The organism is Haloterrigena salina JCM 13891 (assembly GCF_000337495.1).
In the GTDB taxonomy this organism is placed as follows: Archaea; Halobacteriota; Halobacteria; order Halobacteriales; family Natrialbaceae; genus Haloterrigena; species Haloterrigena salina.
Map to the genome: position 1 here is coordinate 158,131 of NZ_AOIS01000036.1, position 18,760 is coordinate 176,890.

Here is an 18,760-nt window from a genome sequence, read left to right on the forward strand (position 1 = left end):
TCCTACGCCGTCGGCAGGAGCCGCCGAATCCGTCGCCGAATCGGTCCGCCGACGGTTTCGCCGTCGCGGGCGAGGATCACCGTTCGGTCGGTCCGACGCGCCACCGTCCGCGCGATCGATCCGACGAGGCGGCGATGAATCGCCCCCTGGCGCGTCGCGCCGAACACGAGCACGTCGTGGTCGCCCGCGACCTCGAGCAGTCGTTCGGCGACGTCGTCGCCCTCGTCGACCAGCGACTCCGTCCGAACGCTCGGGCCCGGTGCCGCCTCGAGGGACGCCGCCGCGTCCGCGAGGAACTCGCGCGCCGCAGCCGGGTCGGTGTCGGGATCGACGACCGACCGGAGGACCACGGTCGCGTCGTTGCGCGCGGCGATCGCTTTCGCCACGCCGACCGCCGGACCGACGTGCTGACCGCCCGCGACCGGGACCAGGATCGAGTCGACGCCGTCGGCTTCGCTGCCGATGCGCTCGACGTAGAGGTCGCACGGGGCCCGCTCGAGGAGGCGATCGACCGTCGTCCCGAGGACGGCGTTCGTACGACGCGTCTGATCCTCCCAGCCGACGACGAGCGCCCGCGGATCGGTCCGTTCGACCGCCGTGAGGATCCCGTCCGCGACGGATCGGCTGACGACCAGTTCGCCGGAGACGGCGACGTCGTCGGGTGCGACGTCGACCGCGCGATCGACGATGTCCCGACTGCGCCCCGAGTACCGTTCGATGATCGCCTCGTCCGAGTAGACGGAGAAGGGCGAGTCGTGGGACTTGACGACGATCGAGACGATTCGGACCGCGCTGCCGCTCGCTCGAGCGAGGTCGCCGGCCGTCCGGACTAACTGGGCGGCGTGTTCGGGATTCGCGACCGCGACCAATATCGGGCGTTCCGCCGTCGCGCCGGTCATGTGTGTTACTTCACGCCACGGGGGTGAATAGTTCTCGGTGCGATTCCGTGACAGTCAGCGCTCGGAACGAATTCGAGGTTTTCCTCTCGATCGAACAGTACGATCTGCGCGACAAACCGTCGCTACTTAGGTATCGGCTCTCGAACCTGTCGCGTATGGCCACCGCTGAGGACGTCGAGGGAACCGACGAGGACGGGCCGGAAGGCACCGTCGTCGAGGAGGATCGCGAGACGGCACGGGACGGCGGCGAACCCGTCGGCGACGAGGACGACCGCTACACCCGCAAGAAGTCCGTCCTGATCACCGGCTGTTCGTCCGGAATCGGGCGTGCCACCGCGGCCGCGTTCCTGCGCGAGGACTGGCAGGTGTTCGCGACCGCGCGCGATCCCGAGGACATCGCAGACCTCGAGGACGCGGGCTGTACGACCTTCGCGTTAGACGTCACCGATCCCGACCAGGTCGCGCGGGCGGTCGAGCGGGTCGTCGACGTCGCCGGCGCGATCGACTGTCTGGTCAACAACGCGGGCTACGCCCAGATGGGGCCGATAGAAGACGTCGCGACGTCGGATCTCCACCGCCAGTTCGACGTCAACGTCTACGGCCCCCACCGGCTCGCCCGCGCCGCCCTCCCCCACATGCGCGCCCAGGGCGCCGGCCGAATCATCAACGTCTCGAGCGTCGTCGGCCGGGTCTCGTTCCCCGGTTCGGGCGCCTACTCGGGGTCGAAACACGCCCTCGAGGCGATGAGCGACTCCCTGCGGGCGGAGGTCGAGGAGTTCGGCGTCGACGTCACCGTGATCGAGCCCGGTCCGGTCGACACGAACTTCAGCGACCGCGTCGACGAGGAACTGCCCGAATCGGAGCGGACGCCCGCCTACGAGTCGCTGTACGAGATCTACGGCGAGATGCAACTGATCGGCGGCGGGAACGGCGGCCCCTTCGCCTCCAGCCCCGAAGACGTCGCCGCGGCGATCATCGAGTCCGCCACGACGCCCGAACCGCCCGCGCGGTATCCCGTCGGGCCGCTGGCCCAGTACGGCGTCTACGCGCGATTCCTGCCGGACCCGCTGCGCGACGCGGGCTACAAACTCCTCCGAAAACTGGTTTGAAACGCGCGGGACTCGAGTTCAGCTGTGACGGCGTCCGTGCGATCGATGGAGTCCCTCACACGTCGAGAAACGGCGAGAGCGTTGCCCTCCCGCTACAACTGAACAACTGGACTTTTGCGCCGGGGATACATCTGCCGGATGGCGACACAACCCCGCTCGGAGTGACGAACTGATTCGACGGTATCACATTACCTGAATAACTATCCGAGATACAGTCAGTAGCTATCCGACGGGGAGCTACAATTCTAACCCGCTCCACGCGGGTATCCCCGTGCTCCAGCGAGGGAAGGGTGTCAACAGAAGACTTATACAGTCTTTCTGATCACAAGCCAGTATGGTTCGGTATCCTGATGGTAGCTGTTCTGACTGCGGGGAGCGGAAGTTCACTCAGATTGACGGGTCTACTCGGTGCCCAAACTGTGAACAACTCCGGCGTATGGAGGGCGGCAGGATCTAGAGACCACCGAGCCGTCGGAGCGTAGGTAGGGTGCTGTGGACTAACCGCTCCCGCGGTAGTCACACGTTGTAACGCTCGCGACAGTCGTCGCAGATCAGCCTCTTGAACCGCTTCCGTTCCCCGCAGGCGTGGCAGAGCCGCCGCCACTCGAAGACCAGGTCGATCACCCTGATCGCGTCGGTCGCGTCCGTGTCCCCCACTCGAGTATCGCCTCGTTCGGGCTCATCACGTCAGCAGTGTTATATGATATTATTACCAACAATTCTCGAAACTGCGTCGTTCAATTTGTCAATAAATGTGTTGACATTCGAACGATATCGACGAAACAGACCGGTCGACCGAATATGTGCGTGCGAGTCGAGAAGAACCGAAGTACCGGGTGAGCCGGCAGCCAGCCACGACGAGCGGAACTCGACCGCGCGGCGGACGCCCGTTCGAACGGCGAGACGCGGGAATCGAGTACGGTCGGTGAGCGACTGGATGCCACGGGGTTGTGCGATGAGCTATGGGACGTCGCTCGCCGCTCGAGGGTGTCCGATCAGTCGGCGGGGTTCGTCGACCGCTGCCGGCCGACGGTCGCGTCGTCGGGCGACGGCGCGCTCGAGTCGAGGTCGGTCTCGACGAGCGCGTACGCGCCGCCCGTACAGCGACGGACATGTCCGGCCCGCTGGAGCGCCCGGCAGTGGCGCTCGACGGTGAGTGGATGCGTCTCGAGGGCCGTCGCTAGTTCGGTGGTCGTCGCTTGACTCGTCTCTGCGAGCGCCTCGAGGATCCCTCGGGCCCGCTCTTGCTGTGTGAACTCGCGGCCTGGCATACCGTCTCACACGAACGAACTGCCGCCGACCGTATGAACCTCACACCCGGTTCCCAGCCCCTCGGAATCCGGTTACCAATGGAAATCGAATCGGGTCTTAGGCCTCCCAGGCCTCGACGAACTCGGTCGGCAACGCCGTGATGTCGATCCCCCAGGCGATCGGCAGCCACGCGAAGGCGACGAGCGTGATCAACGCGATACCGATGATGTTGAGTCCGGCGCCGATGCGGGCCATCTGGGGCAGCGAGATGTAGCCGCTGCCGAAGACGATCGCGTTCGGCGGGGTCGCGACGGGCAGCATGAACGCGAACGACGCGGCGGTCGCCCCCGCGATCATCAACCCGAAGGGATGGACGCCGATGCCGACCGCGACGCCGGCCAGAATGGGCATCAACATCGCCGTCGTCGCCGTGTTCGAGGTGACCTCCGTCAGGAAGATCGTCATGGAGACGACGGCGAACAGGACGACGATCATCGAGACGCCCTCGAGGGCCTGGAGCTGTTCGCCGATCCAGGCCGCGAGGCCGGTGTCGCCGAAGCCGGAGGCGATCGCGAGCCCGCCGCCGAACAGGAGGATGACCCCCCACGGGATGTCGACGGCGTTCGTCCAGTCGAGCAGGAAGGTGCGATCGCCGTCGGCCGTCGTCGTCGGCAGCGTAAACAGGACCATCGCGCCGCCGATCGCCACGATGGTGTCGGCATCCTCCGGTGGCGCGACGTCGAAGAGCGGCTCGATCAGGCTGGCCCCGATCCAGCTGACGGCCATCCCGGCGAAGACGATCGCGACCAGTTTTTCCTGCCTGTTCATCGGCCCGAGTTTCTCGAGTTCCCGATCGATCGTGTCCGCGCCGGCGGGGAGTTCGTCGAACTGCGGCGACACCGCGCGGGTGACGTAGGCGTAGACGGCGACGAGGCCGACCGCCGAGATGGGGACGCCGTAGAGCATCCACTCGGCGAAGGAAACCGACTGATCGAAGAGCGCGTCGGCCTGGCCCGCAAAGAGCACGTTCGGCGGGGTCCCGATGAGCGTCGAGACGCCGCCGACGGACGCGCCGTAGGCGATACAGAGCATCAGGGCGATGCCGAAGGAGAAGTTACCCTCGCTCGTGTCGACCTCGAGGCCGGTCTCGTCGACCAGATCGGCGGTCTGGTAGATGACCGCCAGCGCGATGGGGACCATCATCATCACGGTCGCGCTGTTCGAGACCCACATCGAGAGAAACGCGGTCGCGAGCATGAACCCGAGGATGAGCCGCGAGGGTTCGGTGCCGACGGCCTTGATCGTCCGCAGGGCGATCCGGCGGTGGAGTCCCCACCGCTGCATCGCCATCGCGAGGAAGAACCCGCCCATGAAGAGGAAGATCAGCGGGTGGCCGTACGACGGTGTCGTGTCCGCGACCGGGAGCGCGCCGGTCAGCGGGAAGAGGACGATCGGCAACAGCGAGGTCGCCGGGATCGGGATCGCCTCGGACATCCACCAGACGGCGACCCACGCGGTGACGGCGGCGACGGCCTTTCCCGCGGCCGACAGGCCGTCCGGCGTCGGCGAGAGGAAGATCAGCGCGAACAGGAGCGGCCCGAGGACGAACCCGATCCGCTGGCGCAGATCGTACGTCCCGCCGACGTCGAACGGGGAGCTCCCGTCGTCGCCCCGGTCGCCGCCATCGCCGGGACCGTCACCGCTCCCGGACCCATCCGCGGCGGTCCGGGCGTCGGCTGCAGTGTTGTCGCCCGGATCGCGGCCCCCGTCAGGAAAGACCCGCCGCGCGAGGCGTTTCTCCTCCTCGGAGACGCCGTCCACGTCCTCGAGGATCAGCGGTGCGTCGAGCGTGAGGTACGCTTTCGTCTGGGCGTTGAGTGTCCACAGCGACGCCCAGAGCACGCGGATGAACTTTTGAAGCGTTTCCCGAGAGTTCTGCACCATTTTTCTATCGGTTCCAGGTAAAGGGTGTAAACGGTACCGATTCCACCACCTGTTGAAGAATATCACGGAAATAAGATAGTGGGTTGGAGCGGTAGACAACACGGTTAGAGTTGTGTTTCTGTGATCGGCACCACTCGGAACCGCGCTCGGTTGCTCCGCGTCGGATTGCCGCGCGTTCGGTCGATCACGGTCTCCACGCAGTTGTGCGCCGTTGCCGCGCCCCGGTCGGCCCTCGCTCGTCGCTTCCGGCAGGGAGCGGCGAAATCGCCAACTTCCCGGGCGCTCTACTCGAGGTGTGCCACTCTTACAGTTCGATACGACGCTGTCGCCGTCGGCCGAGGAAAAGACGGCGCTGGCCGACCGGGTGACGGACCTCTACACGACGGAGATGGAGACGACGGCGGGCCACGTCGCGGTGACGATCCGCGAGCGCGACCCGGCCGACCTCCACCTCGGGCGCGCGGTCGACGGGCCGATCGTCTTCCTCGACGCCGAGATCCGGCGCGGCCGACCGTTCGAGCGCAAGCGCGCGTTCGCGCTCGAGACGATGGCGTATGTCTGCGAGACGTTCGACGTCCCCGAAGCGAACGCGAAGGTCGTCTTCACTGAACATCCCGGAGAGCACATGATGGGCGTCGATCGCGTCGGCGGTGAGTGGGACGGCGACGAGCAGGGCGAGTAACGCGGGCGGCGGCGAGCGGTGAGCGGGCGGTCGACGCGACCCGGAACCCGTCTCCGCTACCGGGACAGTCAAGCGCGTCCTCGAGCAAGGCCGTGACGTCCGATGGAGCGGTCGTACTGGCGGACGGTCTCGCTGGTGACGCTGTGGCAGGTGTCGGCGAGCATCTGTTACTACACGGTCTTCGCGGCGACGCCGTTCTTCCGCGACGAGTTCGGCCTCTCGCGGTTCGCCGTCGGCCTCGTCGTGACGGCGCTCACCCTGGGCTATGCGGTCTGGCTCCTGCCGGTCGGGGCGGTCATCGACCGCTTCGGCGAGGGACGGACGCTGGTCGTCGGCCTCGTCGGGCTCGGGGTCGGCGCCGTGCTGGTCGCCGGCGCGCCAACGTACTCCCTCCTACTCGTGGCAGCGTTCGGCCTCGGGTCGACGTACGCGACGGCGATTCCGGGGACGAACAAGGCGATCTACGACGCCATCGAGGCGGGCCGCCAGAACCTCGCGCTGGGGATCAAACAGGTCGGCGTCACCGCCGGCAGCGGCATCAGCGCCCTCCTCGTGACCGGGCTGGCAAGTGCGTTCTTCTGGCAGGCCGGCTTCCTGATCGCCGCCGGGACCGCCCTCGGCGTCGCCGTCGTCTTCGCCGTCTGCTACCGCAGCGCGGGCGAACGCGGGCGAGCGGAGTATCCGGACTTCCGGGCGCTGTCTCGCAACCGCCCCTACCGCGTGCTCGTCGCGGCCGGCTTCTTCCTCGGTGCGGCGCTGTTCACCACGACGGGCTACACGGTGTTGTACCTCGAGGAATCGATCGGCGCCTCGGTCGTCGGCGGCGGCGTCGTCCTCGCGCTCGTCCAACTGTTCGGCAGCGTCGGCCGCCTCGTCGGCGGCTGGCTGAGCGACAATCTGCCCGGCGAGCCCCACGTTCGGATCGGCGCGATCCTGATCGTCCAGGCGCTCGCAGGCGCTCTCCTGTTCGTCGTCGTCGCCGCGACCGCGACGCCCGTCGCGGCCGCCGTCGCCTTCTCAGTTCTGGGGTTCTTCGTCCTCGGGAACACGGGCGTCTACTACTCCTACATGGCGACGCTGGTCACCGCCGACGAGATGGGCGGCGCGACCGCCGCCGGCCAGCTCTCCCTGGTCGCCGGCTCCGTCGTCGCTCCGCCCGCGTTCGGCTACCTCGCCGATTCCGTCGGCTACCGCGCCTCGTGGTGGCTGCTCGCCGCGGGCACCGCCCTCGCCGCCGGCCTGTTAGTCTACGCCGTGCGCCTCGAGCCCCCGGTCGACGAGCCGGCGATGCGGGAGTGACGGTTCGGTAGCGGCGCTCGGCCGCGAACCGGAGGACGACTTTAGGACTTACACGACGTACGGTAGCACATGTACCGCGTCTTGCTCCCAGTCGACGAACACGAATCGCGAGCCCGCGCCCAGGCCGAGGCGGTCGGCGGTCTGCCGGCGGCCGCCGTGGAGATCCGCGTCGACGTCCTCCACGTCCACGAGGAGGTGACGGCACCCGACGCCGAGTGGGCGGCCGGCGGCTTCTCCGACGAGTACGCCGAGGAGATGGCCGACAACCTCAGGAACGTCCAGCGGCTGCCCGACTCCGTCGAGACCGCCGCCGACGTCCTCGAGTCGGCCGGCGTCGAGTACGCGATTCACGAGACGACGGGCGAAGCACCCGAGATGATCCTCGAGGCCGCCGCGGAACTCGACAGCGACGCGATCGTCCTCGGCGTCGGCGAGCGCTCGCCGGTCGGCAAGGTCCTGTTCGGCAGCGTCGTGCAGGCGGTGATCCTCGAGAGCGATCGGCCGGTGACGGTCGTTTCCGCGGGAGAGGAGGGGAACGGAGAGACAGGATAACACCGGTGGCACCGGAGGACCAGCTCCGGTATCGGTCGAGAGCGGCCGGGTTCGGCGTTCGGAGCGAACTCTGAAACTCGGGTTCAGTACAGGAACGGAACGATCGCTAATGGAACCGTGCAGCGGTTGCACGAGTTTTTCTCCAGAGCGTTCGCCTCACGAGGAGCGGGCTGGAGCGACGCCCCGCCTGCTCCGTATCGGACGGACGCCGGATACGAAGCGGTTCGCGTCGTCGACCTCCTCGTCACGGATGTCGACGACTACCGTTCTCCATCACGAACACCCCAGAAAGGAGCTCCTTCCGTCGGATCTACCGACGCCGTATCGGTTGAACATCCAATAGTTTATGTGAGGCACATACGGTGATAGCCGTATGGTACGACAACAAACTCCACATGCGGAACCGTTGGCTCTCAGTAACGTGACCGTCGACGACGAATTCTGGAATCAGTACGTCGAGCGGGTCCGCGAGCGGATGTTGGAGTACCAGTACGAGCAACTCGAGGACAGTGGGTGCCTCGACAACTTCCGGATCGCCGCCGGCGACGCTGACGGCGACTTCGAGGGGTTCTGGTTCGCTGACACCGACGCCTACAAATGGATCGAGGCGGCCAGCTACGTGCTCACGACCGCCGACGACCCGGCGCTCGAGCGGCGCGTCGACGAAGTGATTTCGCTGATCGAGGCCGCCCAGACCGAGGACGGCTACCTCAATACGTGGATCGCGATCGAGTATCCGGGAAAGCGGTGGACGAACCTCTCGATCGGTCACGAACTCTACTGCGCCGGCCACCTCATCGAGGCTGCCGTCGCCCACCACCGCGCGACGGGCGAGGACTCGCTCCTCGACGTCGCTCGGGCGTTCGCCGACCTGATCGACGAGGTGTTCGGCCCCGACGGACGGCAGGGCGTCCCCGGCCACGAGGAGATCGAACTCGCGCTCGTGAGACTCTACCGGGTCACCGGCGAGGATCGGTACCTCGATCTCGCGTCGTTCTTCGTCGAGGGACGCGGCGAGACGCTCGAATACGAGTTCGAGGACACCGAGGACCGGGCAGGGGACGAGGAGATGTGGGACGCCATACGGGGGGCCCTCTTCGACGATGACGAGTACGACGGGACGTACGCGCAGGACCACGCGCCGATCCGGGAACAGGAGACCGTCGAGGGGCACTCGGTCCGCGCGATGTATTACTTCGCTGCCGCTGCCGATATCGTCCTCGAGACCGGAGACCGCGAACTGTACGACCAGTTGCAGGCCCTCTGGCGGAACATGACCGAGCGCCGGACGTACGTCACGGGCGGGATCGGGTCCACCCACCACGGCGAGCGGTTCACTGATGATTACGACCTCCCGAACAGGACCTCGTACGCGGAGACGTGCGCCGCAGTCGGGAGCGTCTTCTGGAATCACCGGATGTTCCAGCTCTCCGGCGACGTGCAGTATCCCGAGCTCGTAGAGCGCACGCTCTACAACGGATTCCTCGCCGGGCTCTCCCTGGACGCGACCGAGTTCTTCTACGCCAACCCGCTCGAGGTCGGTCCGGACGGGCACGCCCTCGCGGACGAGAATCCCGACCGGTTCTCCAACCAGCGGCAAGGCTGGTTCGACTGCGCGTGCTGTCCGCCGAACGCCGCCCGCCTGATCGCCTCCCTTGGGCGCTACATCTACGCTCGCGCGACCGACGAACCCGCCGTCTACGTCAATCAATTCGTGGGAAGCGAGGCCGCGCTCACCATCGACGACACGGACGTCCGGCTGCGACAGGAGTCCGCCCTCCCGTGGGCCGGCGACGTGACACTGACTGTCGACCCGGCCGAACCGACCGATTTCGCACTCCGCGTCCGCGTTCCCGAGTGGTGTTCCGACGTGACGGCGACGGTGGCGGGCGAGTCGCGCTCCGTCGAACCCGATGACGGGTACATCGAGGTCGCCCGGGAATGGGAAGACGGGGACGAACTCACGGTCACCTTCGGAATGGCCCCCGAACGGCTGGTGGCCCACCCGGCGGTTGACGCCACCAGGGGGAACGTCGCGCTCCGGCGCGGGCCGATCGTGTACTGTCTCGAAGGCGTCGACCACGACCGGCCGCTCGCTCAGTACGCGGTGCCGGCGGACGCGGCGATCGAGGCCTCGCATCGATCCGACCTCTTGGATGGGGTGACGATTCTGGAGGGCGAGGCGCGCGTTCCTGATCGGGGAGAGTGGTCCGACGCGCTATACCGTCGGGCAGCAGAGACCGAACGCCTCACTGCGTCGTTTACCGCGATACCGTACTACGCGTGGGCGAACCGCGACCCGGGCGAGATGCGGGTCTGGCTCGAAACGGAGTAAGTCTCGGTTCTCGATTGCTTCGGTGTAGTACCGGAATACCGACGCGACGATCACCGCAGACAGGCCGCGACGACCTCGAGCATTCCCTCGCCCCGGACTTCGTCGGCGAACAGCGGGACGCGCCGCACCTCGGTGCCGCGGAAGAGTTCCTGGGCCTCGGCGAGGGCGCCCTGCTGGACGTCCCACCGGCGCTGGCAGAACTCGCAGTCCTCGAGGTTCGGCTGGAGGAACTCGCCCCGAACGTCGTCGGTGACGTCGGAGAGGGGCTCCATGACGCGGTTGACGACGACCGTACCGACCGGGATCCGAAACTCCTCGAGTTGCCCGCGCAGGCGTTTGGACTCGAAGACGCTCATCTCCTCGGGGACCATGACGATCCGGAAGTCCGTCCGCGCGGGATCCTGCAGGGCCGCTCGCAGGCGCTCGATGCGCTCGCGGAGTTCGTCAAGATCCTCAAGGTCGTCCTCCTCGGGCGCCTCCTGGCCGGGGAACATCCCCTTCATCCCCTCGAGCATGCCGCTGATGCGCTGGCGCATCTTCATCATCCGACCCATCATGGTGTCCATCAGTTCCGGGAGCTTCAGGAGCCGGAGGGTGTGGCCCGTCGGCGCGGTGTCGATGACGACCCGCTCGAACCTGGGGTCGTCCATGTACTCGAGCAGCAGTTGCATCGCGGCGGCCTCGTCGGCGCCGGGCATCGCGCCGCCGAACAGCGCCTCCATCGGCGATCCGTCCCCGCCGCCGAGCAGGTCGCCGAGCCCGCCCATGCCGCCCATCTCGCCCGCGCCGCCGTCGCTCCCGCCGAAGGGGCCCGCGCCGCCATCGGATCCGCCACCGAACGGCCCCGCGGTTCCGTCGTCCGCGTTCGCCGCGGCGTCGTCCCCGGGACCGCCAGCACCGCCACCAGGGAAGGCGACCTCGCCTGCCTCCATCGCGGACTCGGGATCGATCTCGGCCGCGTAGAGTGGGACGTCGTCGCGGATGCGGCCCGGTTCCGCCGGTACGCTGGTCTCGAAGGTGTCCGACAGCGAGTGGGCCGGATCCGTCGAGACGACCAGCGTCGACGTGCCGCCGCGGGCGCTGTCCAGCGCGGTCGCGGCGGCCATCGTCGTCTTTCCGACGCCGCCTTTCCCGCCGTAGAGCACGTAGTCCGGGCCGTCGACGGGCTCGTCGGACGGCTCCACGTCGATGGTTTCCCGTTCCTCGTCCTCGAGGGAGTCCGTCGGCGTCACCTCGATGGTGTGGGCGTCGTCGGTCTCGTCCGCCGTCTCGGCCTCCTCGTCGACCCGCTCGGCGTCGATTCCGCTCATAGCGATCGATTCGCTACCCTGTCACGAGTATTCGTCGGTCTCGAGCGACCCCGTTCGAGTCGCGATCGGAATCGGGCGCCAGCGGAACTGTGGGGCTCCCGGTCCGACGGCTCGAGGATTACGCGTCGCCGCGAGCGAGGTCGACGAACCCTAAACAGATCGGGGCCGCCCACAGCGTCGCGTACAGCGCCTGCGAGAGCGGATTCGCGAGAAGCGAGTACGCGATCCCGTGGGGCCACGAGCGGAACGGAACCGCGTCCCAGGCGGCCCGGTAGGCCCGCAGGCAGTAGTACGCCCAGACGAGGACGTTGAAGCCGACGAGCAGTCGCACCGTCAGCGGGAGCGCCACCGACGCGCCGCTGGCGGACAGCACCGCGACGAGCACCGCGGCAGGCACCCCGACGGCGGAGAGCAGTGCCAGCGATTGCAACAGCAGCGTCCCGGACCAACACCGGAGGTCGTCGACGCCGTTCCAGCCACGCGCGAAGAGCCGGTGATACAGGTCGCGCGTCCACGCTCGCTTTCGGGCGAGCCACGCCTCGAGCCCAGGGGGGCAGTCAAGTCGGACGTACCGATCGACGACGCCGAGCGTGTTGCCCCGGTGGGAGGCGGCCAGGCCGAGCGGGACGTCGTCGCCCGTCCGGCGCCGCCACGCTGTGGCGTCCACGAGTACGCGCCCGGTCGCGAGATAGCCCGAACCCAGCAGGTGGTACGGCCCCGTACTCGAGCGGTGGCCCAGATCCGACCACGCCGCCGTCGCCATCGAGTCGAGCAGCGGGAGGATCCCCGCGTCGACGTCGCGCACCGTGTGTTTGGTCTGGACGATGTCGTATTCCTCGAGGCCGGCGACGGCGAGTTCGAACGCATCGACCGGCAGCCAGCTTCCGGCCTCGAAGACGGCGACGAGATCGTCGGCCGCGACCGAACGGGACTCGAAGGCGGCGGTCAGCATGGTCGCCGCCGTCGGCGACGTCCCCGTTCCGGTGGCCCACCACGTGCGTTCGCCGTTCTCGGACGGATTCTCGCTCTCGACGCCACCGTCGCCCGCAGGCGCGCCGGTGCCCCGCGTTTGCTCGACCGCGCGGGCCGCGGCGTCGAGTGAGAGTGTCTCGACCTCGAGCCCCGGCGGCCGCTCGGCGTCGATCGCGCCCTCGAGTGCGATCGCGTCCGTCTCGCGGGGCTCGTAGACGACGGTGACCGAAACCAGTGACGTCGGATAGCTCTGGACGGCGATGCTCGCGAGCGTCGCCTCGAGGCCCCGCCAGCGGCCGCGAACCAGCGGCACGAAGACGTGAATTCGCCGCTGGAGGGCGGCCGGCAGCCGACAATCGGGACCGAGACTGTGTTTGCGCTTAGGAGAACCACGCTCGCCCTTGAGGGAGCCACCGTCAGTCTGGACGGCGACCCGGCTGGACTGTCCGTCTTCGCGATCGATTTGGCCGCCGTTGGCCTCGAGAACTCGTCCGAGCGTCCGCTCGTCGACGACGTTCGCGGGTCGACGCAGGAATAGCGCCAGCAGGCCGCAGTTGACGACGGCGTAACAGAGTTGGGTCAGGACGAACGCGGCGACGAGGACCTCGAGGGCCATCACTCACTACACAACTCGCGTCGCCCCGTATCTGTATTGCGGCCGGCGGCGGGCAACGGTCGGCGTCACCCTCGACGGTCGGCGGTCGACGCGAGCCTCACTCGAAGTACGTCGCGAGTCGCTCGGCCGCTTCCTCGACGCGGGGCGTGACGAGCGCAAAGCGGAGCCAGTCGGACCGCGAGTCGCCGAAGGCTTCGCCGGGCATCCCCGCGACGCCGGCCTCGTCGATCAGCCGTTCGACGTTCTCGAGCGTCCCCGGATAGCCGTCGAAACGGGCCATGACGTAGAACGAGCCCCGCGGAGTGGTGTACTCGGCGCCCGCGGCGTCTAAGGCGTCGGTGAAGGTCGCGACGCGCTCGCGGAGCAACTCCCGGTTGGCCTCGTAGTACTCGGGCCCCGTTTCGCGCAGCGCCCGCAGGACCGCGTACTGCCCGGGCCGAGTCGTCGCGACGTTGACCAGCATGTGGCGGCTCTTGGCGTTCTCGACGAGCTCCGGCGGGAAGACGGCGTAGCCGACCCGAACGCCCGTAATCGCCATCGACTTCGAGAAGCCGTTGGTGACGATCCGGTGGCTCGAGTCGACCCCCAACGCGCTGGCGAACTCGCCCGAGAGGTCGTAGTGGTCGTACACCTCGTCGCTGATCAGGATCGCGTCGTACTCCTCGGCGACGTCGACGAGAGCCGCCATCGTCGACTCGGGATAGACCGCGCCGGTCGGGTTGTTCGGCGTGGCGACCACGATGGCGGCCGTCTCCTCGCTCGCCGCCTCGCGGACGTCGGCCGGATCGAGTTGCCCCTCGTCGTCCGCCGCGACGAACCGCTGCGTGCCGTCGAGCATCGTCGTCTTCCCCGGGTAGTAGGGGTACACGGGGTCCGTCAGCACGATCTCGTCGCCACGGTCGCGCTCGAGCGCGCGGGCCATCGCGAGGTAGTTGGCCTCGCCCGCGCCGTTCGTGACGACGACCTGGTCGGCGTCGACGCCTCGTCGGGCCGCGATCTCCTCGCGGAGCTCGAGCAGACCCTCGCTGGGGGCGTACTGGAACCGGTCGGGCTCGAGGTCGGCGTAGTCGCGCAGCCCCTCCCGGAGCGCCTCGGGGGGCTCCCAGTCGGGGTTGCCGCTGACCATGTCGATGACGTCGCCCGCCGCCCGATTCGCGTACTCCATGACGTGGAAGAACAGCGGCGTCTCGTAGTCCATGCACGAGAGAGGGGCGGCGCGGACCGTCATTCTTTCCGTTCCGGGTTACCGATCCGTTCGATCTTCCCCTCGCCTCGGTCGTCGGTGACGAGGACCGATTACCGTCCGTTGGTTATCCGATCGAGCGCGTTGGGTGCGTCGATCCGACCGGCGCCGAGTCCCTCGGTGTACTCGCCGGAGAGATCGACCGCGCCCTGTGCGATCGCCTGCTGGATCCGTCGCGGGTGACGGTCTGGCTCGAGTTCCCGAAGGAGCGCGGCGAGTCCTGCGACCTGCGGTGCCGCCATCGAAGTGCCGTAGTTGTAGTCGTACAGCTCCCCGTAGATGGACTCCGGCACCGTCGATAGAATTCCGTTCGTCGGATCCGGATACGCCACCTCGTTGGGATCCGTAATTTCGCTTTTCGACGGGGTTTCGTATCGCCCGCCGGGTGCAGCGACATCGATCGCTCCGTCGCCGTAATTCGAGTAGTGGCTCCGCTTGTCGGTCGGGCCGGTGGCAGCAACGGTAGATGCTCCCGGGACGTCGGCCGGCAGCACATACTCGGATTCGTCGTCCAAATTCCACCCGTAGTTCTCCGCGGCGACGACGACGACAACGCCCTGTTTGACCGCGTGCTGGATTACGCGCCGATACGCCGCGTATGCTCGACTGTCCGGCGGAAGCGTCTGTCCGAGGCTGAGATTGATTACGTCGACGCCGTTCTCGGCCGCGTAATCGATCGCGAGGAGTATATCCGTAATCGATCCCATCAGAACACCGACGGTCTCGTCCGGGAACGTCGGGTTGATGTCCGCAATCCGCTCGAAGAAGAACGAGCGTAGGGAGACGATTTCCGCGTCCGGTGCCATGCCAACGATGCCAGTCTCATTTCGTCCGGTGGCCGCGATCCCGGCGACGTGCGTGCCGTGGCCGTGGACATCGTCGGAGACGTGCTGGGTGGTTTCCCGGATCGACGGGTAGTAGTCTGCCGGTGCCTCGGCGACGAGCGCGTCGGCAGTCCCGGCGTGAACGCGCCCGTACCTGAAGAGGCGGCTGCGTTCAGCGTCGATTCGTGACGCGAGAGCAGGGTGGGAGTGACTGACGCCGGTATCGATGATCGCGATCGTCGTCTCCGCACCCGTCGCCCGCTCGTGAGCAGCCCTCGCACGCACCAGTTGTTTGTCCCACTGTTTCTCGCGCTGGGATTCAGTACTGTCCGACCCTTCGGACGCCGACCGTTCGATATCGACAACGTGTGTTTCGTTCGCAATGATATCGTCTACGACGGCGCTCGTCCGGAGCGCATCGGACTTATCGCTCGGTCCCTCGACGATGAGCGCCGATCCGCCGGCGAGTTCGTGCAACACCTCGAACTCGGTTCGCTCGATGTGCGACCGAAGTCCGTTGCCCCCAGCTAGAACGACGTACAACTGCCGCTGGGTAGCCTCCCGATCGTCGGCGCTGGCCGTGCCGAGTGCGCCGACCGCGATCGTACTCCCTGCGATGCTTTTGAGGACCGATCGTCTCGATGGCCAATCTGTCATGTAATTCAATTAAACCTTCTAATACTTAATATAACTCATTTTCTATTTCACGGAACTGATATCGTGCCACCATTCGTCCGGTGGTTTGACGACTCGTTGGCTCGTTACGTGCGTACCGATGAACGACGACATCGACCGCGAGTTGCCGATGGAGATCGCCGACGCGCTCCGGGACCGCGAGGAGACGCTGGCCGTCGCCGAGTCCTGTACCGGAGGGCTGATCGGCGCCGCGATCACCGCCGTGCCGGGCGCCAGCGACTACTTCGATTCGGGGCTGACGACCTACGCTTACGACGCCAAGCGCCGCCATCTCGGCGTCAGCCGCGAAGCGCTGGACGAACACGGCGCCGTCTCCGAACCCGTCGCCCGCGAGATGACCCGAGGGGTCCGCGACGTCGCCGACGTCACGTGGGGTATCGCGACGACCGGTGTCGCCGGGCCGACCGGCGGTACCGAAGAGAACCCCGTGGGCACCGTCTACATCGGCGTCTCCTACGCTGGCCCGTGGGGCAGCGAGTCCTCGTTCGCCTCGGTCTCGCGGTACGTCTTCGACGGCGACCGCGCCGACGTGCGGGCGAAAACGGTCGATCGAGCGCTCGAGGACTTACTCGAGGCGCTCGAGACCCGCGACGCCTGACGGCCGCGGGGTGCGACCTTCTGCTGTCGAGAAGCACCCAGTTACGACTGTCGAGCCTGCGTTCGAACCCGATAGCAACGGGCGAAAGACAGTCCTCGAGAGTAAACTATTCGGCGGTCGCTTGCCCAGTGGCAGGTGGATGAACAAGAAGGGACACGTTCTCAACGCGATACTTCTGAGTCTGGGGCTGGGGTACATCCTCGAGCCGGCGGGGAACCTCGAGACGTTCCGGATGATCGTCGCGATCGGCGTCCCGGTGACGCTGGGGGCCCTGTTTCCGGACGTCGACACGGCCTTCGGCAAACACCGGAAGACGCTGCACAATCTACCGGTGCTGCTCGGCTTCGTCGCCTTCCCGTACGTCTTCGGGAATCTCGAGTACGTCTGGCTCGGCGTGTTGACCCACTACGTTCTCGACGTCGCGGGCAGCAAGCGCGGCATCGCGCTGTTCTACCCGCTCTGGAAGGAGGAGTTCGGCCTGCCCGTCGGTGTCGCGGTCAGCAGTAAGTACGCGGACGGGATGACGGTGGCCGTGACGGTTCTCGAGTTGGCGCTGGTCGCGGTGCTCGTCTTCCAGTTCCCGCAGTGGGGCCTCGAGATGAGCCAGCAGCTGTTCGGCTTCTAGCGCGTCCCGCGTCGGGATTCCGATTCGGTTTCTGCCGCCCACTCGGAACCGCTACTGACCGGATCGGCGGTATCGTCGGCGGTCGCGTTGACGTACGTTCGGGTAAGGAGAGCCAGAACGAACACCTGACCGACGGCAGTGATCAGGTCGGCGGCGATCGCGCCCGGAGCGCCCGGGAGGATGCCGGCGACGATCGTCCCGGCGAACCAGCAGACGCCGAACGCGACGATACCGAGCACGCCGATCGCGAACGTGCCGAGGAGATTACCGCGGACGACGCTGTACGACGACCCGAATGCGCTGACGAACGACTCGTCGTCGATCACGATCGCGGCCACGAAGAACATGAGGAGAAACGCCACCAGCGGCCCCGGGACCACGACCAGGAGGAGCCCGATCGCGACCAGGACACTGTACGCGATCCAGCCGAGCAACAGGTGGAGGGTCTTCCGTCCGAGACCGTCGGTCGAGATGCCGCCGAGGCTGTCTCGCTCGTCCCCGAAGGCGTCGATAGCGATTGCGACGACCGCCAGTGAGACCACGAACGCGACCAGCCAGAGCACCGCCGCGGCGCCGGGACTCAAGCCAAGCGCGAGCGGGAGGTCGGCGATGTACCCGTTGATCTGCTCCTCGACCGTTTCGATCTCCGACGCGCTCAGTTCCCCGCTGACTTCGGGATCGTGCAACAGCTCCAACGTCCACTCGAGAAACCCGCGAAGGATATCTTGGAGTGCGGCCGTCTGGGCGACGCCGATGACCGTCAGCGCGGCGATCAGTACCGCGGCTGCACTCGTCGTTAACCGATCGACTGCTTCGCTCACCGTGTTACCTACGTTGAATGCCATTGGTTGAGACTACTCGCATATGAAAATAAAACATGTGCTTCGACAAAGGAATTGTCGCGGCCCGACGGCGGCGGTCGGTCAGCGGTTCGGCTCCCACTCCTCGCAGGCGTCCATATCCTCCATCGCGGCGTCGTGACGGGCGCAGTAGGGGACCATCCCCTCCGACGAGCGGACGTACTCGAAGTGTTCGCAGTTGCCGCAGTAGCGGTCCGTCGGCGCCTCGGTCTGGTTTTGAGGCGTCGGCGACTCGACGATCTCCGCGTCGCGGCCATCGCCGTCCATCGGCGAGGTGATGTCCGAGGCGGCCGTCCCGCCGTCGCTGGTCGCCCGCGCTCGAGCGGCCCCGCCGGTTCCGGATCCGGCGCTCGACGACTGTCGGGTCGATCCGGACCCGGCTGCGGTCTCGTCGAACGAGAGCGTGTCTCCGTCGTCGGCCGCGTTCGTCTGCGTTTCGACCTCGCCGTCGGGGGTGCCCCCGAGGAAGCCGATGCCGCCGAGTCCGCTCGAGTCCTCGGACTCGGCGACCTCGACGACCGTCTTGTTCTGGCGGGTGACGTTCATCTCGAGGGCGCCGCCGGGGTCGTTGCGCGTCTTGAAGTTGACGACGGCGGTGAACAGGCTCCAGAGGGCGATAAAGAGCCCGAGCAGGTAGACCGCTGACACCTGCAGCGTGTAATCGTCACCGTGGAATCGCCAGTCGTAGGGGTAGGCTCCCCAGAAGAGGACGACTCCGAGCAGACACAGGCTCACGCTGATCGCGGCCGCGGCGTGGACGCGTCGACTGGCGGGCAACACGAGGAAGACGCCGACCAGCGCGATCGGGACGCCGAGGCCGGCGAGCACGCCGGCGAGGCGGATGGACGCGTAGTGGGTTCCGATACCCGGCGACAGCACGGCCGCGTATCCGCCCAAGAGGTCGGTCGTCGCCATAATCACGGCTACGACGGCCAGGAGCGCGCC

The 18,760-nt window shown here is 67.1% G+C and carries 17 protein-coding genes; 7 read left to right on the forward strand and 10 right to left on the reverse strand.

The genetic code is table 11. From position 1 onward, the window contains the following. Positions 1 to 2: 2 nt before the first annotated feature. Positions 3 to 899, reverse strand: coding sequence for a universal stress protein (locus C477_RS10505; RefSeq protein WP_008894465.1), 897 nt, complete (start codon positions 897 to 899; stop codon positions 3 to 5). Positions 900 to 1,054: 155 nt separating this feature from the next. Here C477_RS10505 and C477_RS10510 point away from each other — a divergent pair, with 155 nt between their 5' ends. Next, complete coding sequence (locus tag C477_RS10510; RefSeq protein WP_049914487.1) at positions 1,055 to 2,008, forward strand: SDR family oxidoreductase; 954 nt, start codon at positions 1,055 to 1,057, stop codon at positions 2,006 to 2,008. A gap of 516 nt (positions 2,009 to 2,524) precedes the next feature. On the opposite strand, the gene C477_RS23825 is transcribed toward C477_RS10510, so the two are convergent. The 3 genes from C477_RS23825 to C477_RS10520 all read right to left on the reverse strand — a co-directional run bounded on the left by C477_RS23825 (position 2,525) and on the right by C477_RS10520 (position 5,203). After that, a complete protein-coding gene (locus tag C477_RS23825) occupies positions 2,525 to 2,665 on the reverse strand; it encodes a hypothetical protein (RefSeq protein WP_160168015.1) in 141 nt (46 codons plus the stop codon). A 338-nt stretch (positions 2,666 to 3,003) separates the two neighbouring features. Further along, the gene (locus tag C477_RS10515; RefSeq protein WP_008894467.1) at positions 3,004 to 3,279 is read right to left on the reverse strand and encodes a helix-turn-helix domain-containing protein; all 276 of its coding nucleotides are present in this window, start codon (positions 3,277 to 3,279) and stop codon (positions 3,004 to 3,006) included. Between the two features lie 97 nt (positions 3,280 to 3,376). Beyond that, positions 3,377 to 5,203 carry an SLC13 family permease gene (locus C477_RS10520; RefSeq protein WP_008894468.1) on the reverse strand — a complete coding sequence of 609 codons (1,827 nt, stop codon included), beginning with the start codon at positions 5,201 to 5,203 and terminating at the stop codon, positions 3,377 to 3,379. Positions 5,204 to 5,498: 295 nt separating this feature from the next. On the opposite strand from C477_RS10520, the gene C477_RS10525 reads away from it, so the two are divergent. The 4 genes from C477_RS10525 (at position 5,499) to C477_RS10540 (ending at position 10,071) form a co-directional block, all read left to right on the forward strand. Then, positions 5,499 to 5,885 carry a tautomerase family protein gene (locus C477_RS10525; protein ID WP_008894469.1) on the forward strand — a complete coding sequence of 129 codons (387 nt, stop codon included), beginning with the start codon at positions 5,499 to 5,501 and terminating at the stop codon, positions 5,883 to 5,885. Between the two features lie 102 nt (positions 5,886 to 5,987). Next, on the forward strand, positions 5,988 to 7,184 hold the full coding sequence (locus tag C477_RS10530) for an MFS transporter (protein ID WP_008894470.1): 1,197 nt from the start codon (positions 5,988 to 5,990) through the stop codon (positions 7,182 to 7,184). A 69-nt stretch (positions 7,185 to 7,253) separates the two neighbouring features. Continuing rightward, the gene (locus C477_RS10535) at positions 7,254 to 7,736 is read left to right on the forward strand and encodes a universal stress protein (protein ID WP_008894471.1); all 483 of its coding nucleotides are present in this window, start codon (positions 7,254 to 7,256) and stop codon (positions 7,734 to 7,736) included. A 373-nt stretch (positions 7,737 to 8,109) separates the two neighbouring features. Continuing rightward, positions 8,110 to 10,071 (forward strand): glycoside hydrolase family 127 protein, encoded by a 1,962-nt coding sequence (locus tag C477_RS10540; RefSeq protein ID WP_049914480.1) that lies wholly within the window; start codon positions 8,110 to 8,112, stop codon positions 10,069 to 10,071. 50 nt (positions 10,072 to 10,121) lie between these two features. On the opposite strand, the gene C477_RS10545 is transcribed toward C477_RS10540, so the two are convergent. The 4 genes from C477_RS10545 to C477_RS10560 form a co-directional block, all read right to left on the reverse strand. Continuing rightward, positions 10,122 to 11,381, reverse strand: a complete 1,260-nt coding sequence (locus C477_RS10545; protein ID WP_008894473.1) for an ArsA family ATPase — start codon at positions 11,379 to 11,381, stop codon at positions 10,122 to 10,124. Positions 11,382 to 11,499: 118 nt separating this feature from the next. Further along, positions 11,500 to 12,969 (reverse strand): glycosyltransferase family 2 protein, encoded by a 1,470-nt coding sequence (locus C477_RS10550; RefSeq protein ID WP_008894474.1) that lies wholly within the window; start codon positions 12,967 to 12,969, stop codon positions 11,500 to 11,502. A 97-nt stretch (positions 12,970 to 13,066) separates the two neighbouring features. Further along, complete coding sequence (locus C477_RS10555; RefSeq protein WP_008894475.1) at positions 13,067 to 14,167, reverse strand: pyridoxal phosphate-dependent aminotransferase; 1,101 nt, start codon at positions 14,165 to 14,167, stop codon at positions 13,067 to 13,069. 98 nt (positions 14,168 to 14,265) lie between these two features. After that, positions 14,266 to 15,693 carry a S8 family peptidase gene (locus C477_RS10560; protein ID WP_008894476.1) on the reverse strand — a complete coding sequence of 476 codons (1,428 nt, stop codon included), beginning with the start codon at positions 15,691 to 15,693 and terminating at the stop codon, positions 14,266 to 14,268. Positions 15,694 to 15,811: 118 nt separating this feature from the next. Between C477_RS10560 and C477_RS10565 the strand changes: the two genes are divergently transcribed. Further along, the gene (locus tag C477_RS10565) at positions 15,812 to 16,330 is read left to right on the forward strand and encodes a CinA family protein (RefSeq protein ID WP_008894477.1); all 519 of its coding nucleotides are present in this window, start codon (positions 15,812 to 15,814) and stop codon (positions 16,328 to 16,330) included. A gap of 139 nt (positions 16,331 to 16,469) precedes the next feature. Beyond that, positions 16,470 to 16,955: a metal-dependent hydrolase gene (locus C477_RS10570; protein WP_008894478.1), complete on the forward strand. Its 486-nt coding sequence runs from the start codon at positions 16,470 to 16,472 to the stop codon at positions 16,953 to 16,955. Here C477_RS10570 and C477_RS10575 read toward each other — a convergent pair. Both C477_RS10575 and C477_RS10580 read right to left on the reverse strand, forming a co-directional pair. After that, positions 16,952 to 17,800: a DUF7847 domain-containing protein gene (locus tag C477_RS10575; protein ID WP_049914481.1), complete on the reverse strand. Its 849-nt coding sequence runs from the start codon at positions 17,798 to 17,800 to the stop codon at positions 16,952 to 16,954. The genes C477_RS10570 and C477_RS10575 overlap by 4 nt on opposite strands. Before the next feature lie 78 nt (positions 17,801 to 17,878). Further along, positions 17,879 to 18,760: DUF7139 domain-containing protein (locus tag C477_RS10580; RefSeq protein ID WP_008894480.1), on the reverse strand; the 882-nt coding region annotated here is incomplete at its 5' end.